Below are 18,880 nucleotides of genomic sequence, written 5' to 3'. Positions count from 1 at the left end.
GGCGCAGGCCATGACCGACCAGCCGACCACCCCGCCCGACCGCCTCTCGGTCGATCCGCGCAGCCCTTATCATGACGCCGACGCGCTCGCGCGCGGCATCGGCATCGTCTTCAAGGGCACCGAGCGCTTCAACGTCGAGGAATATTGCATCAGCGAGGCGTGGGTGCGCCTCGCAATGTCGAAGAGCCGCGACCGCAAGGGCAATCCGCTGACGATGAAGCTGTCGGGCCCGGTCGAGCCATACTTCAAGGATGCGGCGGCGACTCCGGACGCGCCCGTCGAAGGCGAGAGCGGCGCGGACAAGGCCGAATAAGTCGCGCCGCCGTGCTCCTGCGAACGCAGGAGCCCAGGATGGCAGGCGCCATCGCCCGAAGCTCTGGGCTCCTGCCTGCGCAGGAGCACGGCGGCGCCCACCGGCGCCACGAAACGGCCCGCCGCCCCCGCCTCGCCCACTCTCGCCCCCTGTGCTACCGCGCAGCTCCCGAGGCAGCGCGGAAGGCGACGAGCATGGCGAACGGCGAAACCGAAGCCGACCTGACCGGGGGCGAACCGCGCCGCCGGCCGCGCGAGCAGCCCTCCACCATCGGCGGCCGCAAATTGAGCGCGGCGACGCTGATGATGGGCCATGGCTACGATCCGCGCCTGTCCGAAGGCTCGCTCAAGCCGCCATTGTTCCTCACCTCGACCTACGTCTTCGAGAGCGCCGCCGCGGGCAAGCGCCACTTCGAGGGCGTCACCGGCAAGCGCCCAGGCGGCGCGGAGGGGCTGGTCTATTCGCGCTTCAACGGCCCCAATCAGGAGATCCTCGAGGATCGTCTCGCTCTATGGGAGGAAGCCGAGGAGGCGCTGACCTTCGGCTCGGGCATGGCGGCGATCGCGACCGTACTGCTGGCGTTGGTCCAGCCGGGCGACGTCATCGTCCATTCCGCCCCGCTCTACGCCGCGACCGAGACATTGATCGGCAAGGTGCTCGGCCGCTTCGGCGTGAAATGGGTCGATTTTCCCGCGGGAGCCACGCGCGACGAGATCGACGCGGCGCTGGCGCAGGCGCGCGCGCTCGGCCGCGTGGCGTTGGTCTATCTCGAAAGCCCGGCCAACCCGACCAACGCGCTGGTCGACGTCGAGGCGGTCGCCGCCGCGTGCGATGCCGCGTTCGACGAAGCCCGGCCGCCGATCGTGATCGACAACACCTTCCTCGGGCCGCTGTGGCAGCAGCCGCTGAAGCATGGTGCCGACATGGTGGTGTACAGCCTCACCAAATATGCCGGCGGGCATAGCGATCTGGTCGCAGGCGGACTAGTCGGCACCAAGGCGGCGATCGATCCGGTGCGCGCGATGCGCAACACGATTGGCACGATCCTCGATCCGCATCCGGCGTGGATGCTGCTGCGCAGTCTCGAGACGCTGGAATTGCGCATGAGCCGCGCGGGCGAGAATGCGGCGAAGGTCTGCGCCTTCCTGCGCGACCATCCCAAGGTCGAACATGTCGGCTATCTCGCCTTCCTCGAAGACGGCTCGCGCCAGGCCGACATCTACCGCCGCCACTGCACCGGCGCGGGCTCGACCTTCTCGCTCTATCTGAAAGGCGGCGAGACGGAGGCGTTCGCCTTCCTCGACGCGCTCGTCATCGCCAAGCTGGCGGTGAGCCTCGGCGGCACCGAGACGCTGGCGAGCCACCCCGCGGCGATGACGCATCTGTCGGTGCCCGACGCGCGCAAGACCGCGCTCGGCATCGGCGACAATCTCGTCCGCATCTCGATCGGCGTCGAGGATGCCGGCGATCTCATCGCCGATTTCGATCAGGCGCTGGCCAAGGTGGGCTAGGAGCGCGTGTCACCCCGGCGCAAGCCGGGGTCCAGATTCGACGGTCGCCGGCTGGATCCCGGCCTGCGCCGGGATGACGAAGATGCCGGGCGGCGGCCTTGTCGAGCCACCGCCCGTCCGCGTCACATCTTGTCGACCATCGTCTCGTGCATCTGCACCACCGGCACGATCTTCGCGGCGGTCATCTTGAGGTGCTTGGCCGAGCCGTTGGCCGCATAATCCTGCATCAGCGCGAGCGCGTCGGCATGCGCCGCTTTCTGCTGCTTCACGTACAGGTCATCCTTGGTCTTGCCCGCCGGCACCGCCTTCAGCGCGGTCAGATCGGCGCGCTGGCCGACGGTGAGCGACGGCTTCTTGGCCGGCAGCCCATCCGCGGTCGCGGCGGCGCCGACCAGCTTCGTGCTCTTGGCGTGATCGGTGATCATCTTGGTCGCGAACTTCGAGACGGTCGGGTTCTTCGAGCGCACCATCAGCTTGGCCGAGTCGATCTCGAACGTGTCGGACGCGCCCGCCTTCTCGACGAACTCGGCCGGGGTCGGCGTGGCGGCCTGCGCGGCGGTGGTGGCGAGCAGCAGCGCGGCGGCGCCGAAAAGCAGGGTCTTCATGATCGTCTCTCCCGTATGTGACGCCTCTCAACGCGGCAGGGGGCCGAAGGTTCGGGGGGCACGCACGCCGGTCGTTGCGTCGCGCGCCTCATTCCGCCAGCGTATACGATTGCGAGGGCAAAGAGGGGCTGACGACATGACGACGAACGGACGACGGATCGCGGCGGCGCTGGCGGCGGCGAGCCTGCTGACACCGGCCGCGCAGGCGGCGGCGAGCGCATCTTTGAAGGCGCAGGCGATCGCCGACGTCGATGCGCAGGCCAAACAGATCCAGGTGATGGTCGATCAGGTGTTCAGCTTCGCCGAGCCGGGCTTCCAGGAGGTGCGCACCTCCGCCTACCTCGCCGACATCCTCGAAAAGCATGGCTTCACCGTCACGCGCGGCGTCGCCGGCATGCCGACCGCCTTCACCGCCACGTGGGGCTCGGGCGGCCCGCTGATCGCGCTCGGCAGCGACATCGACGATCTGCTCGGCGTCTCGCAATATCCCGGCACGCCCGAAATCAAGCCGATGGTGGCGGGCGCCCCCGGCCATGGCGAGGGGCACAATGCCGGCATGCCATTGATCGTCGCCGCCGCGATCGCTGCCAAGGACGTGATGGAGAAGAACCATATCGCCGGCCGGCTGATGGTGTGGCCCGGCGTCGCGGAGGAACTGCTCGGCTCCAAGGCCTATTATGTGCGCGCGGGGCTGTTCAAGGGCGTCGACGCCTGCATCTTCACCCACGTCTCCAGCGATTTCTCGGTCGCCTATGGCGATCTCGGACAGAATGCCGCGATCTCGGTCGAATATACCTTCCACGGCAAGACCGCGCACGCGGCCGGCATGCCGTGGGAAGGGCATAGCGCGCTCGACGGGGTCGAGCTGATGGACACCGCCTGGAACTTCCGGCGCGAGCATCTGCCGGTCACCCAGCGCTCGCATTACGTCATCACCAACGGCGGCGATCAGCCGAACGTCGTGCCGGCGACCGCCTCGGTCTGGTATTATTTCCGCGATCGGACGTTCGGCGCGGTCAAGTCGATGTACGACATCGGCAACACCACCGCCGAGGCCGCGGCGAAGGAGACCGACACCACCGTCGAGCATCACATCCTCGGCTATGCCGCGCCCAATTTCGGCAACAAGCCGCTCGCCGAAGCCGCCTTCGCCAACATCGCGAAGATCGGCATGCCGAAGTGGGATGCGTCGGACCAGGCCTTCACCAAGGCGGTGCAGGAGACCAACCATCGCAAGGTCGAGCCGCTCAAGGACAAGGTGACGCCGCTCTCCACGCCGGAGAATCGCGAGCGCTCGATCGGCGGCGGATCGGACGATATCGGTGACGTCATGTGGACGGTGCCGACCATCACCATCCGCTTCCCGTCGAACATCCCCAACATGATCGGCCACAACGTGCTGTCGGCCATGTCGATGGCGACGCCGATCGCGCACAAGGGCGCGGTCGCAGGCGCCAAGGCGGTGGCGACCACCGTGCTCGACCTGATGACCACGCCCAAGGTGCTGGCGGACGCGAAAACCTATTTCACCGAGGTCCAGCTCAAGACCGACACGTATGCGCCGATCCTCGAGAAACCGGCGATCTGGCTGAACGAGAAGACGATGCGCGAGATGCGGCCGAAGATGGAGCCGCTTTATTACGACTCGGCCAAATATCCGTCCTATCTCGACCAGCTCGGCATCAAATGGCCGACCGTCACCGCCGCCAAATAGACAGTGCGTTGCAGCGACATGGCGGCAGGATCGCATGATCTGCCCTGCCATGTCGCGAATGCAGCGAGTATTTGCGGGACTGCGATCCGCTTCGGATCAGTATTGCGATGCAGCAATTAAGGCTCTCTTGTCAGATCATCGCCCAGAAGGCATTATTGCCCCGCGACGATGTGCCTAGAGTCATCGCGCTATAGGAGAGAGAAATGGCGCGTGATGCCTTCTGGCCGACCGGCTGCAACAAGAGCGACCTGAAACTCGTCAAGCGCGTCGCGCAGACCGGCCAGCGCAAGCCGCCCGAGCCGGAACCCGGCGCCGGGCGCTGAACGCCGCACGCTGATCATGACGTAGGGCCACCCGCCTCCGCCGGTGGCCCGGCGTCCTACAGATCGACCTGCACGTCGACGAACAGATAGCGCGTGCTGCCGGTGGCGGGCGCGTTGGGCGCATCCTGAAGGAAGCGCCCCTTGGCCAGCAGCGCTCCGCCGATATCGGTGTGGAGCAGCCGCGGCACCAGCCAGTAACGGACCCGTCCCTCCACCTGCGCGCCGGCATAGGTGCCCGAACGGCCGGTCTTGTCGCGCACGCCCGTCGCCGCAAAGCTGTCGGTCGGCTGATCGAGCCATAAGGACCGCGCCATCACGAACCAGTCGACCCGCTTGCTCGGCGTCGCCTCGAACCGCAGCCCGAGCGAGCGCAGGTTGGAGCGGGTGAGCGGCCCGTACAGCCCGCTCGGCCCGAAATCGATCCGCGTCGCACCATAGAGCGTGTCGAAGCGCGTGATCCGCTTCGGATCGGCATCGTCGCCGGTGGCAAGGCTGCCCTGCACCGATATGCGCGGCGACCATGCGATCTGGAACTTCCGCCCGACCTCGGCATGGACATAATAAGCCCGCACCGGCAGCACGACGCGATCGGTCGCCGCGGTGGTGGCATGTTCGTGGCCGGTCTGGCGTACCGCCTCCAGTTCGAAATCGAACCGGCCGGGCTGGGCCTTGCGGAACAGGCGTCCGCCATAGGTGAGCAGGTGGCGCTTCTTCGTCGCCTGATAGGGGGCATCCTCTTCCGCCAGCTTGAAGACGTAGCCTTCGAGCGCGACATCGCCGGGCAGCCGGGTCTTGGTCAGGTCTGCGCCATAGAATTGCAGTCCGGTGCGTGCGCGATCGAATTCGGGCTTGTTATCCTGGATGTCGTCGGCGGCGCTCGGCAGGCGCGTGCTGGGCATCGACCAGAATGCGAACAGCCGATCACCGCCGCGATCGCGCCAGTCGAACGATGCGCCGGTGAAGCTGTTGACGCTGTTGGGATAATCCGGCCGGCCGACCAGACGACCCGACCCCAGATCGATCGTGAACCTGCCCGCCGTGACGATGGATTCGGTGCCCTTGCCGCCAAGGTCGCGCAGATCGAGCCCGACATAGGCCTGCAACGGCTCCAGCGTGTCGACCTCGCTCGTCCCCACCGACGAATTGTGGCGCTCGCCATAGGCACGCGAATCGCGGACCTCGACGCCGAACCGCCAGATGCCGGGGTGATAATCGGCGAGGATATCGGTGCGCAGCGACCATGCCGCATCCTCGGTCGCGGTCGCGGGACGGAACTGGCCGGCGATATATTCACCGCGCGAGCGCACCGACGCGGTCAGCGTCAAATCGTCGGGCGCGCCGACCGCGGCGAGCAATGGATTGGGCTCGGCAGCGCGCGCGCCGGCCGGCGCGAGCAGCAAAGCGAGCGCCGTTCCGGCCGCGCCGAAAATGATCCCGTTCGAGCGACGCTCGCATGACATAGGCAATGATGATCCCCCCGGACCGATCCAAGGCCGCCAGATTGTGGCGGCGAGCGGACGACATTGGTTCCGCTTAGGGACAATTGCGTAATATACGGTAAATCCACGTAGAACCGATCCGGCCGAGCGAGCAGGACTGGGGGATCAGGCCCCGGCGACGTCGTTCTGCCGCTGCACGGCCGGCATCGTGGACAGGATATCGAACGGGAAATCGGGGGTCCGCGCGTCGCCATTGCAGCGGCTGCAGGTCGGCGCCGCGTGATGACGCCCTTCGTCGAGCATGCGCCGGAACGCGTCGCGTCGTGGGTCGGCCAGCGCGGCGACGAGGCCGCCGGCGCTCACGTCGCCGATCGGCGTGCGCCGCTCGAAATCCTGGCAGCAGGCGAGCACCATGCCGTCGCAGTCGACGATGAGGTCGTCCATGATATCGGGCGTGCAGCGTATCTCGACGGGCGCGAGCGCGAGTTGGCGGAACAGGGTCTGGTCCTCGGTGCAGCGGCTGCCGAGCGGATCGAACACCACCTCGCGCGCGCCCTGCGCGAGGAAGTGACCGCGCAGGTCGTCGAGTTCGCCCAGATTGAGCCGGCTCACCGGGATACTGACGCGGACCTTGCCGGGAAAGGCATCGAAAAAGGGGGCATATTTGGGGAAGACGTTCTTCAGGCGCAGCGGCGCCATCAGCCGGTCATAGGTGTCCGCGCGGATCGATTCGCAGTGGAGCGTGACCAACGAGACATGGTCGGCCAAGGCGGCATGCCGGCCCGGATCGAATGCCGCGCCGTTGGTGTTGACGTCGAGCATGATGTCCGGAAGCCGCTCGCGGGCGTAACGGCATCGCTCGACGATCGACGGATCGACGAGGCCGTCGCCGAACAGGCCGAAATGCATGCTGCCCACCGACCATCCCTGATCGAAGATCGTATCGACGATGCCGCGGAACAGCGCCATGTCCATGGGCGTCCGCGGGACGTGCGCCGTGATCGCCTTGCCCGTCGGGCAGTGGATACACGATGCGTTGCACAGGCCGGTCGTGCCGATCGCGACGGCGCGCAGCGCCGTGCGCTCGCCTAAGCGGCGCGGGCGCAGCACGCGCAGCCGGCGCTGGACGAACCGATCGTCCGGGCGAACGCGCGCCGCGACGCCATAGGCCGCCCACCGCACGACCTTTCGCCAGCCCCCGGCCGGAATCACGCGACGTTTCGCCGACGCAGGATGACGGCGCTTTCGTAGGGCAGCGCCACCAGTTCGGCCGGGGTGAGCGGCACCTCCCGCTCGCGGACGAGCCGGAAGGCCTGCAGCTCCAGCGCCCAGATCTGGTCGACGAAGGCCGCGACCGGATGCCCGACCGCCGCGATCTGCCCCGGCGACCATTCCATCACGATGACGATCCCCGGATTGCGCGCGATCGTGCCGCTGGCCCCCGCAAGCGCCATCGGCTCCGCGCCCTCGACATCGATCTTGATGAAGTCGACGCGGCCGCCCAGCCGCTCGGCCAGCATGTCGATCGTCAGGCTCGGCACCGCGAACGGCAATGCCGGCGGCTCGTTGAGGTAATCGGTGAAATGCTGGTCGACCGCGATCATGCTGGTATTGCCCGAGCGATATTCGCGTCGGTGCAGCGTCACCTCGCCCGCGCGATCGGCGACCGCCGCGCGCACGACCGTCGCTCGCTCGTGCACCCCGTTGAGGAACAGATTGTCCTGCGCGATCGCCGCGAGCTCGCGGTCGGGTTCGACCGCGATCACGTGCCCGTCACGGCACGTCCGCGCCATGATGTTGAGGAAATAACCGAAATTCGATCCGACATCGAGGCAATGGCTGTCGCGCCGCAAATGCTTGAGGAAGAATGCCGTGACATTGGCTTCGTGGCAGCCGGTCAGCGCGAACCACGGCGTCAGCAACCGATCGTCCGCCTCAGTGTAGAAGGCATAGCGCTCGCGCCCGATCGTCGTGCCGACCAGCAGGCGATTGTCGCCGATATAGATTGCGGTGCTGCGCGCATCCGCCCCGCCGGCCCCCACCGGCGGCCGGGCATGCCGCGCCAGCCGTCGGATCGTCTTCAGAAACGCCATCGCACCCGCTCTCGAAAGATTGAAGGCGTGCCAAGCCACAGCGGTCTTCGCCGTGCGATGCCGACTTCGCGAACGGGCGAACGGGCGAGCGGGCATGGCGTCGTTTCGCCGGCGTCTTCGGCCTTGAAAGCGTCATCGCCGCCCTGCATTGTTAACGCCATGCTGCCCGACGACGATGCCCTGAACCCGACGAAGTGGGCGCGGATCCTGAGCTGGGCGACGTTGTTCGGCATCGGCTGCGGGCTGGCCGGCCCGTTCGGAAGCTATCCCGCCAACCTGTTCACGCGCACCATCTATTGGACGATATTGTTCTGGATCGGCAGCGTGATCGTCTGGCTGATGCTGGCGGCGGCGCGGCGTGCCGGCCGGCGCTTGGGCTTTCCACAGCGCTTCACGGCGGCGGCGGGGCTGCTCGTCGCCTGCCTGCCGATCGCCGCGCTGGCCGCGCTCGGCTGCCACCTGTTCTGGCCGGTCCACGCCTCGGGCGTGGCCGCGCTCGAATATTACGGCCTGTCGGTGCTGGTGGTCTTCCCGGCGACGGCGGCGATCGCGCGCCTGGCGGCGTCGCAGCCGGCCGCGGCCGGCACCGAGCCTCGGTCCGAAGTGGCGGCCCGTCCGGACACCGAGCCGGCTTTGCCCACCCACCTGCTCGAACTCGCTTTGTGCCTGCAGATGGAGGACCACCATGTCCGCATCCACCTGTCGGACTGGTCGGCGCTGCACCTGATGTCGATGCAACAGGCGATCCAGGCCGCGGGTGGGCAGCGCGGCATCCAGGTCCACCGCTCGTGGTGGGTCGCCGATCGCGCGGTGACCGACTGGACGGCGGAGGGCCGCTCGCTCGTCCTGATCCTCGCCAACGGCCTGAGGGTACCGGTGGCGCGCAACAAGGTGGCGGCGGTCAAGGCGCGCGGACTGATCGACGCAACGCCGCGCGCGCGATCCGACACGGGGACGATGACGCTCGCCTGACCACCCCGCCGCTGGCATCCGGCCCGCGTCGTTCCTACATCCCGGTCTGGTCCCGTCCAGCGAACGGATGTAGAACAATCACATGAGCCTGACCCACATTTCCGTCCGCGGCGCGCGCGAGCACAACCTCAAGGGCGTGAACGTCGATATCCCGCGGGAGACGCTGACGGTCATCACCGGCCTGTCGGGCTCGGGCAAATCCTCGCTCGCCTTCGACACCATCTATGCCGAGGGCCAGCGGCGCTACGTCGAGAGCCTGTCGGCCTATGCGCGCCAGTTTCTCGAGCTGATGCAGAAGCCCGACGTCGAGCATATCGAGGGCCTCTCGCCCGCAATCTCGATCGAGCAGAAGACGACCAGCCGCAATCCGCGCTCGACCGTCGCGACCGTCACCGAGATCTACGATTATATGCGGCTGCTGTGGGCGCGCGTCGGCGTGCCTTATTCGCCCGCGACCGGGCTGCCGATCGCCGCGCAGACGGTCAGCCAGATGGTCGACCGGGTGATGCAGCTGCCCGAGGGCACCCGCTTCTACCTGCTCGCCCCGGCGGTGCGCGGCCGCAAAGGCGAATATCGCAAGGAACTGGCCGAATGGCAGAAAGCGGGCTTCACCCGCGTGCGCATCGACGGCGCGTTCCACGAGATCGAGAGCGCGCCCGCGCTCGACAAGAAGTACAAGCACGACATCGAGGTGGTGGTCGATCGCCTCGCCATCCGCGACGGCATCGAGACGCGCCTCGCGCAGAGCTTCGAGACCGCGCTCAAGCTCACCGACGGGCTGGTCTATGTCGATCTCGCCGACGGCACTGTGCCCCCTCTCCCCATGGGGGAGAGGGCTGGGGTGAGGGGCTCCGACGCCGACAGCGAAGCGCAGGACACCCTCACCCAACCCTCTCCCTCAAGGGAGAGGGCTAAAGGCGGCATGAAGAATACCGGCCTGCCCGCCAACCGCATCGTCTTCTCCGAGAAGTTCGCCTGCCCGGTCTCGGGCTTCACCATTCCGGAGATCGAGCCGCGGCTGTTCTCGTTCAACGCGCCGCAGGGGGCGTGCCCGGCGTGCGACGGGCTCGGCGAGAAATTGTATTTCGATCCGCAGCTGGTCGTCCCCAACGAGGGGCTGAGCCTGAAGCAGGGCGCGGTGGTGCCGTGGGCCAAGTCGAACCCGCCCAGCCCTTATTACATGCAGGTGCTGGCAAGCCTCGCCAAGGCGTTCGCGTTCGATCTCAACACGCCGTGGAACGCGCTCACCGACGGCCAGCGCGCCGTCATCCTCACCGGCACCGACGGCGAGGCGATCCCGCTCACCTTCGTCGACGGCAAGAAGAGCTACACCGTCAACAAGGCGTTCGAGGGCGTGATCGGCAATCTCGACCGGCGCATGGCCTCGACCGAGAGCGCGTGGATGCGCGAGGAGCTGGCCAAATACCAGTCCGCCGCGCCGTGCGAGGTGTGCGGCGGCGCGCGGCTGAAGCCCGAGGCGCTGGCGGTGAAGATCGCCGGCGAGGATATCAGCATGTCCACCCGCCGCGCGGTCGGCCCCGCGCTCGCTTTCTTCCGCGCCATGCCCGAACATCTCAACGACCAGGGCCGCCAGATCGCCACCCCGATCCTGAAGGAGATCGTCGAGCGGCTGGGCTTCCTCGACAATGTCGGGCTCGATTATCTCAACCTCGATCGCACCTCGGGCACGCTCAGCGGCGGCGAGAGCCAGCGCATCCGCCTCGCCAGCCAGATCGGCAGCGGCCTGTCGGGCGTGCTCTACGTGCTCGACGAGCCGTCGATCGGCCTGCACCAGCGCGACAATGACCGGCTGATCGTCACGCTCAAGCGGCTGCGCGATCTCGGCAACACCGTGATCGTGGTCGAGCATGACGAGGATGCGATCCGCACCGCGGACTATGTGATCGACATGGGGCCGGGCGCGGGCGTCCATGGCGGGCAGGTGATCGCCGAGGGCACGCTGGCCGAGGTGCTGGCGAACGAGAACAGCCTCACCGCCGATTATCTCACCGGGCGCCGCTCGGTGCCGCTGCCGGCCAAGCGCCGCAAGGGATCGGGTAAGAAGCTCACCGTGCGCGGCGCGCGCGCCAACAATCTGAAGGACGTCACCGCCAGCATCCCGCTCGGCACCTTCACCTGCGTCACCGGCGTCTCGGGCTCGGGCAAGTCGACCTTCACGATCGACACCCTGTTCGCCTCGGCCGCGCGCCAGCTCAACGGCGCGCGCATGCTGGCGGGGCATCACGAGAAGATCGAGGGGCTGAACCAGCTCGACAAGGTGATCGACATCGATCAGTCGCCGATCGGCCGCACCCCGCGCAGCAACCCCGCCACCTATACCGGCGCCTTCACCCAGATCCGCGACTGGTTCGCCGGCCTGCCCGAGGCGCAGGCGCGCGGCTACAAGCCCGGCCGCTTCAGCTTCAACGTCAAGGGCGGGCGGTGCGAGGCGTGCCAGGGCGACGGCGTGCTGAAGATCGAGATGCACTTCCTGCCCGACGTCTACGTCACCTGCGACGTGTGCCACGGCGCGCGCTACAATCGCGAGACGCTGGAGGTGAAGTTCCGCGACAAGTCGATCGCCGAGGTGCTCGACATGACGGTCGAGGATGCGGTCGAATTCTTCAAGGCGGTGCCCGCGATCCGCGAGAAGATGGCGATGCTGGCCGAGGTCGGCCTGGGCTACGTCAAGGTCGGCCAGCAGGCGACGACGCTGTCGGGAGGCGAGGCGCAGCGCGTGAAGCTCGCCAAGGAGCTCAGCCGCCGCGCCACCGGCAAGACGCTCTACATCCTCGACGAGCCCACCACCGGCCTCCATTTCGAGGATGTGCGCAAGCTGCTGGAGGTGCTCCACGCGCTGGTGGAGCAGGGCAATACGGTGGTGGTGATCGAGCATAATCTCGAGGTCATCAAGACCGCCGACTGGATCATCGACCTCGGCCCCGAAGGCGGCGACAAGGGCGGCGAGATCGTCGCGACCGGCACGCCCGAGCAGGTGGTGAAGGAGAAGCGCAGCTATACGGCGCGTTATCTGGCGCCGTTGCTGAAGGGTGCGCGGGAGGCGGTGGCGGCGGAGTAGGCAGAGGAATTGCCGCCGTGTTTTTTTACGCTTAACACAGGCGCCCTAGATAAAATATTCCATTATCTCTTGCCGCGCTTCTTCGCGCTGCTTTATTTCTTTCTTCAGTGATTGAAGTTTTTCAATCAATACGTCAAGGCAGCCGTTTAGCCCAAGAGCGTTGAGCCACCAGTTGTCCTTTTTAGATATATCAATAGTAATTGTAGGGGCGTCCTTTTTGTTATCGAATAGACTTGCCCAATTAGAGTATCCAGGCCTTTTCGAATAATTAGGATTAAGGATTTTTGATTGAACTTCTTCTATAGAAAGATCTTTAAGACATTCTATTAGAATAGTTGAACCCAGCTGGTTTGGGTATATTGTGCAAATAGTTTCTATTGGACCAAGTTCTTTGGCATCTAGATCGTAGAAGCTAAAATGAACTTGATTGCCGTTGGTATGTATTTGTGCATTAGTTAGCATGGATGACAATATAGACCCAGCATCCCTACGGCCATTCTTACGTGAAAGCTTTTGTACGTAGTAGTCTATATTAGGAATAACCCATTCTGCTTCTACTTTTTCTCGCGCCATATCTAAAGACATGCCAACAACACTGTCGGAAAATCTGTGAGAAAATTTGTTTAAAAGCGAATAAACTCGCGTTCCGTGAGACTTTTCAATAAAAACAGCCGAAAAATATTCTTGGAATGACCTGTGAACAAAGACAAGATCTAGCCCGTCTGGCTGGAGCATACATACAGCATCTGTTAAATCACACACAAAATCATCTTCCAATACTTCGGATATTGATTCTGATATCTGCTTTGAATAAGTTATTGCCGCTTTTGCTGTTCTCCGTGCAGCGTCTCTGCTGAAAGAGAACTTTTGCTCAAGATAACTCATTGCGCAAAATGTAGATAGCAATAATTTAAAGTCTTCTTTAGGAAGTATTGTTTTCAACTTCCTGACATACTGATCCTTATCAGCATCGTGCTTTTGAAAAAGGGTGTCAAATGCTCTCGCATAGAATGCGTGCATTTTTGTTGGTATCTCGGCATACTCTTCGAACGTGAGTAGCATAATTGTAGTAAGCAAGGGAGATGCTAAAAATGTTTGATGGCTTTTGAAAAGTCTACTCTCCAAAGCCTGCAAGAATCGCTCCTTGACCCCTTCATTGTACCTAGTTTTTCTGATCAAGCTTCGTGCTTGATCTTTGGAAAACTCTTCGACTTTGTAGACTTTATACGATGACCAAGATCTAAATCTGTCGTTATCCGGCCTACTTGAAACAATTACACGAATTCCTGGATAGTCTCGTTCCAGATCAACTATTTGCTGTGACAGCTGATCTCTGTGTTCATATTCTAGTTCATCAAATCCGGCTAATACCAAGTTAAACAACTGCGATCTTAATGCCAATTCAAATTGCGGTTTAGTTACTCCCCGCACTTTTTGACTGCACTCTTTCAGAATAAACTCGATTAAATCTTTTGACTCATAGTCGTTTATCTTTCTTAGCTCCACATATAAAGGAGTGCCGCTTTCGAGACTGTCGAAAGAGCTAATGGTCAGATACCTCATCAGCATACTTTTGCCGCTGCCGGCAAGGCCAGTAACAACGATGTACTCGCCGTTTTTAAAGTTCTTGAACAAGTCCGAGTCTTTTATTACCATCCCAGTGGATGGATCGTTTAACTCAAGACCAACATATGTCTCTTCCAGATCGGCTGGTTCGTATGGGTTGAGTACCGTCTTGAAATACCTGCATCGTACGTATGACGATTTTAGGTATTCCTCGAAACCAAGGCGGAGTGATACCACAGCTCTATCAACAAATGCTCGTCGGGCGGCTCCGGCCGCCGACAAAAGCCTCTCGCCGAAAGTTTCTCCTGCTTTCTTCGCAGCAGCCGAAGCTGCCGCTGTTCCTAGTGTAACAATGTCCATACAGCCTCCCCCGCGACCTAATATCCGTCGCCCAAATCTTTCTTAAGAAATCTGTTCTGTAAATGGGATTTTATGAAAGCTAATATCAGCAAAAGGAGGTGTGAAAGGTAGAACATATGTGGTACATTGTCGGTTGCCCGATCCTGACCAAGGAGGTAGCACCCATGTCCCGCACACCCCTGAACTCCCCGCACGGCCGCCACGCGTCGCCTGCACCCACGCCGCCGTCGCCTGATCTCGCCCGCCGCACTGTCATCCTCGCGCACGATGCCGATCCCGCCGCGTCGGCGGCATGGGCGGCGCATGTCGCTGCCGGGCGCATCGGCACGCCGGCTCCCCCGCCCGCCGACGGGCGCGACCATGGCTGTGCCGGGCTCGCGCTTATCCTCGGCCACCGGCCGGGGATGCGGGCGTGAGCGCGCATGTCGCCATCTCCGCCGACGATGCGCACCCCGTCGACGCCGCCCCGCCCCACCAACGGCAGGATGGCTGGACGGCCGAGCGGCGGCGCAGCTTCATCGCTCTGGTCGCCGAAGGTGCGACGGTGGAGGCGGCGTGCGCGCGCGTCGGCCTGTCGGTCGCCTCGGCCTATGCGCTGCGCCGCCGCGCCGGGGGCGCCGCCTTCGCGATGGGCTGGGCCGCCGCCTGCCTGCTCGCGCGCGAGCGGCTGGCCGACGTGCTGATGTCGCGCGCGCTCGACGGGCAGGTCGATACCTATACCCGCGCCGACGGCAGCGTCGTCACGCGCCACCGCCACGACAATCGCCTCGCCATGGCGATGCTCACCCGGCTCGACCGGCTGGCCGATCCGCGCCTTGCCGAGCCGACCGGCGACGCGGCCGCCGACGCCGCCGATCCGGTGCAGGCGGCGCGCACCGTGGCGGGCGATTTCGACGCCTTCCTCGGCGTGGTCGGCACGGGCGACGATGCCGCCGCCGCGCACGCCTTCGTCAGCGAACGCATCCCTCAACTTCCTCAACTTCGCGCGGAGGAGCCGGCCCCGCGCGCCGCGCGCGCCGCCGATCCGGACGGTGAAGACGATGAGGAAGACTATGACGAAGATGAGGAGGAGGACGAGGACGACGCGCATGAGGAGCATGACGGGCCCGTCTGGTACGATCCGGAGGACGACGCGCTGTACACCAATTTCCCGCCGCCGCCGCACTTCGCCGCCGTGCAATATGGGACGTTCGGCGACGCGGATTATGCCCGCTTGCTGACGCCCGAAGAGGAGGATGCGTTCGACGCACGCGAGGAGTGCGGGCGCGAGCAAGCCGGGGGCGAGCTCGATCTGGACGCCGGAATCGCCGCGCGCGACGCTTTTTTCGGGTTCGAGCCGCCCGCCGACGGCGGCCTGTTCAAATATTTCCCGCCCGGGCCGAAACTGCCCGCGCGGCCGCGCCACCGGGGACGCGGGCGGCAGTGAGGGGCGCGGGGTTCTCGTCCCATCGGCCACACCCTCACCCACCCCATGCCGTTCGTGTCGAGCAGCATCGAGCGCAGTCGAGATGCGCCCGTCGAGACAGTTGCGCATCGGTCTCGACTGGCATTCTCGACTTCGCTCGAACGCCGCTCGACCCGAACGGGGTGGAGAAACGCCCCTGCCTACAGCGCCCCCAGCAACGCCTTCACCGCGGCGGCGAGCTGCGCGTCGGCGCCCGTCTCGGTCTCGCCCAGCGGGCGCTCGACCGCGATGTCGACCGGGCGGGGGTGGCCCTCCATGTCCTCGCCATTGGCGGCCTGGACGCGGATGTGCGGCACGCGCACCACCGATCCGTCGATCAGCGGCTCGCCGCCGGTATAGATGATCCAGCCCGCGGTCGGCTGGCCGACGACCTTGCCGAGGCCGAGCGCGCGATAGCCCTCGGTGAAATCCTCGGCGTCGGACAGCGACGATTCGTTGGTGACGAGGATCGTCGGCGTGCCCAGCGCGCGCTGGCCCAGCGCCTGCCGCGCCGGCACCGGGAACAGGTCGCGCGGGGTCATCGTCAGGAAATTCTTTCGCGCGAACACGTCGAGCGCGAAGCCGTTGACGAACCCGCCATTATTGTTGCGCACGTCGACCACCACGCCTGCCTTCGCCTGGTTCTGCGCATCGAGATCGAGATAGAGCTGCGCGAGCGATTCGGCCGACATGTCCTGCAAATGGACATAGCCGAGCCGCCCGCCCGACAGCCGCTCGACCAGCGCGCGCCGGTCGTCGACCCACTCGCGATAGCGCAGCCCCGCGGCGGCGGCGGCCGAGACCGGGCGCACCACCGCCAGCCGCTTCGTGCCATCGGCGCCGATCAAAGCCAGCACGACGCGGCGATCGACCATATTCTCGAGGAAGGCGTCGAGATTGTCGTTCGGGCGCAATAGCCTGCCGTCGATGCCGACCAGCCGGTCGCCGGGCCGCACCTTCTCGATCGCAGCGGGGGAGAGCGGCACCACCTCGGCGACGACCAGCCCGCGCCCCGCCTCGGCGGCGGCGCGGTCGAAGCGCAGGCCGAGCTCGCCGACGCGGTCGCTGGCATAGGCGCCGGGGCCGCGCGCCGGGCGGTTGATGCCCGAATGCGACGCGTCGAGCTCGCCGATCATCAGGTTGATGTCGCGGCGCAGTTCGTCGGGGGTCTGCGCCCCCTCGATATAGGGCGTGAAATGCTGGCGCAGCGCGACCCAGTCCTGCCCGTGGAACTTGGGATCGTAGAATTGGCGGTTGAGCGTGCCCCACGCCTCATCGAACACGACGCGTTTCTCGGCGGCGAAGTCGACGTCCATGTCGGCGGTGATGGCGATGGGCTTGGGCTGCGGCCGGTCGACCGGGGTGGCGATCACCCGCCCGCCGTCGAGATAGACCAGCGTCTTGCCGTCGCCGGCGAGCGCGAAGTCGCCCTTGGGGCGCGGGCTCTGCGTCAGCTGCTGCGCGACCGGGGGCTCGCTCGCCAACTCGTCGAGATTGTAGCTGTAGAGGTTCGCCTGCCCGCGCTCGTTGGCGCGGAAGATCAGGGTCTTGCCGTCGGCGCTGATGACGGGCGTGTCGGCGCTGAGGCCGAGCGGCAGGATCGTCGCCCGGTCGCGCAGCCCCTCCCACACGATCGTCACCGGCGGCACCGGCGGCGGGGCGGGGACGGCCGGGGTGGCGGCAGCGGCGGGCTTGGCGCCGGTCTTGCCCTTGCCCTTTTTGGGTGCGGCAACCGGCAGCGGCTGCGGCACCGCCGGGGCGGGGGTGGCGTCGGTCGGCGCGGGCGGGGTGCCGGGCGGCCGCGTCGGCTTGAAGAGGTCGCGGAAGGCGTCCTCCTTGTACTTGGGCACGTGAGGGAGCAGATCGATGCGGACGATGCGGCTGTCCTCGGTGCGCTGCGCGGTGTCGAACAGCACATATTTGCCGTCCGCGCTCCACGCGATCATCCCCATCTGCCCGTTGGCGAGGAAGCTCAGCGGCCGCACCTCGCCGCCCGCCGCGGGCACCACCGCGACATTGGTGAACGAATGGTGGTCGATCAGCGGGAAGGCGATCCAGCGCCCGTCGGGCGAGAAGACCGGCCGCGGCCCCTCGCGCCCGTCGGTGCCGAGCGGGCCGGTATAGAGGATCTCGTCGCGCGCCGGCACCGCCCCTTGCGCGAAGGTGACGCGGTGCAGCTCGCGATCGTCGATCACATAGGCCGCCGACTTGCCGTCGGGGGCGTAGACCGGGACGGAGGCGATGCCGTGGCGCGTCAGCACGGTGGCACGCCCGCCCCGCACCTCATATTGCACCAGCAGATGGTCGAGCCCGCGCTCGCTGATCGTCAGGATGCGGCGCGAATCGGGCGACCACACCGCCTCGCGCTCGGCGCCGACGGTGGTGGTGATGCGCTGGGCGGGGCCGCCATCCTTGGCCGAGGCGGCGAACAATTCGCCATGCGCGATCACCGCCACCTTCTGCCCGTCGGGCGACAGCGCCATCCGCTGGAAGCTGGCGAGCGTGAGGTGGTGGCGCTCCTCGCCGGCGGGCGCACCGCGCAAGGTGATCGGCACCGCGGCTGCGCGCCCGCTCGCCGGATCGAAGCGCCACACGGCGAAATCGCGCTCGAACACGATGCCCTGTCCGTTCGCCGCCATCTGCGGGAACAGCACCCGGCCGCCGGTGAAGCGGGTGAGCTGGGTGGGCGTGCCTCCGGCCGCCGCCACGCGCCACAGATTCTCGGTGCCGCCCGCATCGCTCATATAGGTGATGGCGCTGCCGTCGGGGCTCCACATCGGCCAGGCATGCTTGGCGTCGGCGGGCAGCAGGCGGCGATAGGCGTCGCCGTCGATCGGCTTCAGCCACAGCTCGGTCTTGTCGATGTGGCTGGCGCCGTTGCGCCACCACTGGCCGTTGCTGATGCCGCGCGCCATCAGCGCCAGCGTGCGGCCGTCGGGCGAGGGCGCACCCTGGAACTCGGCGAGGTAGCGTTCGCGGCTGACTTCCATCGGCGTGCCGCCCGCGGCGGCGACGCGGAAGATGTCGGGCACGCGCCCCGCCTCATGCGCGGCCGAGGCGAAATAGAGCCACTTGCCGTCGGCGGACCATGCATCGAGCTCCTCGCCCGCCTCGGCATAGGTGATGCGCGTCACGACGCCGCTCGCCAGATCCATGACGTAGATGTTGGGGCTGCCGCCGCGCGTCGAGCTGAAGGCGAGGCGCTTGCCGTCGGGCGAATAAAGCGGCCGGCCCTCGGTCGCGGCGCCCGTCACCAGCAGGCGGGCGACGCCGCCTGCGGCCGGCACCTCCCAGATGTCGCCGCCGCTGACGAAGGCGATCGTCTGCCCGTCGGGCGCGAGCGCGGGCTCGGACAGGCTCGGCCGCGCCTCGGGCGGCGGTGGTGGCGTCGGCTGGGCGTGCAGTGCGGTCGCGAGCGCGGCCGTCGCCACCATCATCGTCGTGATCGTCCTACGCACCCG

The 18,880-nt window shown here is 65.8% G+C and carries 13 protein-coding genes; 7 read left to right on the top strand and 6 right to left on the bottom strand.

Annotated elements, in window-relative coordinates; all coding sequences use genetic code 11:
* Positions 1-10: 10 nt before the first annotated feature.
* Both K8P63_RS00155 and K8P63_RS00150 read left to right on the top strand, forming a co-directional pair.
* Positions 11-313, top strand: coding sequence for a DUF3297 family protein (locus K8P63_RS00155; protein ID WP_223797878.1), 303 nt, complete (start codon positions 11-13; stop codon positions 311-313).
* A 194-nt stretch (positions 314-507) separates the two neighbouring features.
* Positions 508-1,824, top strand: a complete 1,317-nt coding sequence (locus K8P63_RS00150; protein ID WP_223797877.1) for a cystathionine gamma-synthase family protein — start codon at positions 508-510, stop codon at positions 1,822-1,824.
* Between the two features lie 122 nt (positions 1,825-1,946).
* Here K8P63_RS00150 and K8P63_RS00145 read toward each other — a convergent pair whose 3' ends face one another.
* A complete protein-coding gene (locus K8P63_RS00145) occupies positions 1,947-2,429 on the bottom strand; it encodes a DUF4142 domain-containing protein (protein WP_223797876.1) in 483 nt (160 codons plus the stop codon).
* 136 nt (positions 2,430-2,565) lie between these two features.
* Here K8P63_RS00145 and K8P63_RS00140 point away from each other — a divergent pair, with 136 nt between their 5' ends.
* Positions 2,566-4,143 carry an amidohydrolase gene (locus tag K8P63_RS00140; protein WP_223797875.1) on the top strand — a complete coding sequence of 526 codons (1,578 nt, stop codon included), beginning with the start codon at positions 2,566-2,568 and terminating at the stop codon, positions 4,141-4,143.
* Between the two features lie 379 nt (positions 4,144-4,522).
* On the opposite strand, the gene K8P63_RS00135 is transcribed toward K8P63_RS00140, so the two are convergent.
* From K8P63_RS00135 to K8P63_RS00125, 3 genes are all read right to left on the bottom strand, one after another.
* A complete protein-coding gene (locus tag K8P63_RS00135; protein WP_223799903.1) occupies positions 4,523-5,926 on the bottom strand; it encodes an alginate export family protein in 1,404 nt (467 codons plus the stop codon).
* Between the two features lie 144 nt (positions 5,927-6,070).
* Positions 6,071-7,117 (bottom strand): radical SAM/SPASM domain-containing protein, encoded by a 1,047-nt coding sequence (locus K8P63_RS00130; RefSeq protein WP_223797874.1) that lies wholly within the window; start codon positions 7,115-7,117, stop codon positions 6,071-6,073.
* Positions 7,114-7,998 carry an FkbM family methyltransferase gene (locus K8P63_RS00125; RefSeq protein WP_223797873.1) on the bottom strand — a complete coding sequence of 295 codons (885 nt, stop codon included), beginning with the start codon at positions 7,996-7,998 and terminating at the stop codon, positions 7,114-7,116. Before K8P63_RS00125 ends, K8P63_RS00130 begins: the two co-directional genes overlap by 4 nt.
* 159 nt (positions 7,999-8,157) lie before the next feature.
* Here K8P63_RS00125 and K8P63_RS00120 point away from each other — a divergent pair, with 159 nt between their 5' ends.
* Together K8P63_RS00120 and uvrA are read left to right on the top strand one after the other, a co-directional pair.
* Positions 8,158-8,970 (top strand): LytTR family DNA-binding domain-containing protein, encoded by an 813-nt coding sequence (locus K8P63_RS00120; protein WP_223797872.1) that lies wholly within the window; start codon positions 8,158-8,160, stop codon positions 8,968-8,970.
* A gap of 82 nt (positions 8,971-9,052) precedes the next feature.
* The gene (gene uvrA, locus K8P63_RS00115; protein ID WP_223797871.1) at positions 9,053-12,049 is read left to right on the top strand and encodes an excinuclease ABC subunit UvrA; all 2,997 of its coding nucleotides are present in this window, start codon (positions 9,053-9,055) and stop codon (positions 12,047-12,049) included.
* 45 nt (positions 12,050-12,094) lie between these two features.
* Here uvrA and K8P63_RS00110 read toward each other — a convergent pair whose 3' ends face one another.
* On the bottom strand, positions 12,095-13,975 hold the full coding sequence (locus K8P63_RS00110; RefSeq protein ID WP_223797870.1) for an NACHT domain-containing protein: 1,881 nt from the start codon (positions 13,973-13,975) through the stop codon (positions 12,095-12,097).
* A 164-nt stretch (positions 13,976-14,139) separates the two neighbouring features.
* Between K8P63_RS00110 and K8P63_RS00105 the strand changes: the two genes are divergently transcribed.
* Both K8P63_RS00105 and K8P63_RS00100 read left to right on the top strand, forming a co-directional pair.
* Complete coding sequence (locus K8P63_RS00105; RefSeq protein WP_223797869.1) at positions 14,140-14,391, top strand: hypothetical protein; 252 nt, start codon at positions 14,140-14,142, stop codon at positions 14,389-14,391.
* Entirely contained in the window at positions 14,388-15,401 is a 1,014-nt protein-coding gene (locus tag K8P63_RS00100) for a hypothetical protein (RefSeq protein WP_223797868.1), read from the top strand. The genes K8P63_RS00105 and K8P63_RS00100 overlap by 4 nt, the downstream gene beginning before the upstream one ends.
* Before the next feature lie 179 nt (positions 15,402-15,580).
* Here the strand turns inward: K8P63_RS00100 and K8P63_RS00095 are convergent, their stop codons facing one another.
* Positions 15,581-18,877: a S41 family peptidase gene (locus K8P63_RS00095; protein WP_223797867.1), complete on the bottom strand. Its 3,297-nt coding sequence runs from the start codon at positions 18,875-18,877 to the stop codon at positions 15,581-15,583.
* Positions 18,878-18,880: the final 3 nt, after the last annotated feature.

It is taken from the genome of Sphingomonas nostoxanthinifaciens (assembly GCF_019930585.1).
Classification (GTDB): Bacteria; Pseudomonadota; Alphaproteobacteria; order Sphingomonadales; family Sphingomonadaceae; genus Sphingomonas_I; species Sphingomonas_I nostoxanthinifaciens.
Note: the sequence above shows the minus strand (reverse complement) of the source record. Positions and strands in the feature narration are given on the sequence as shown.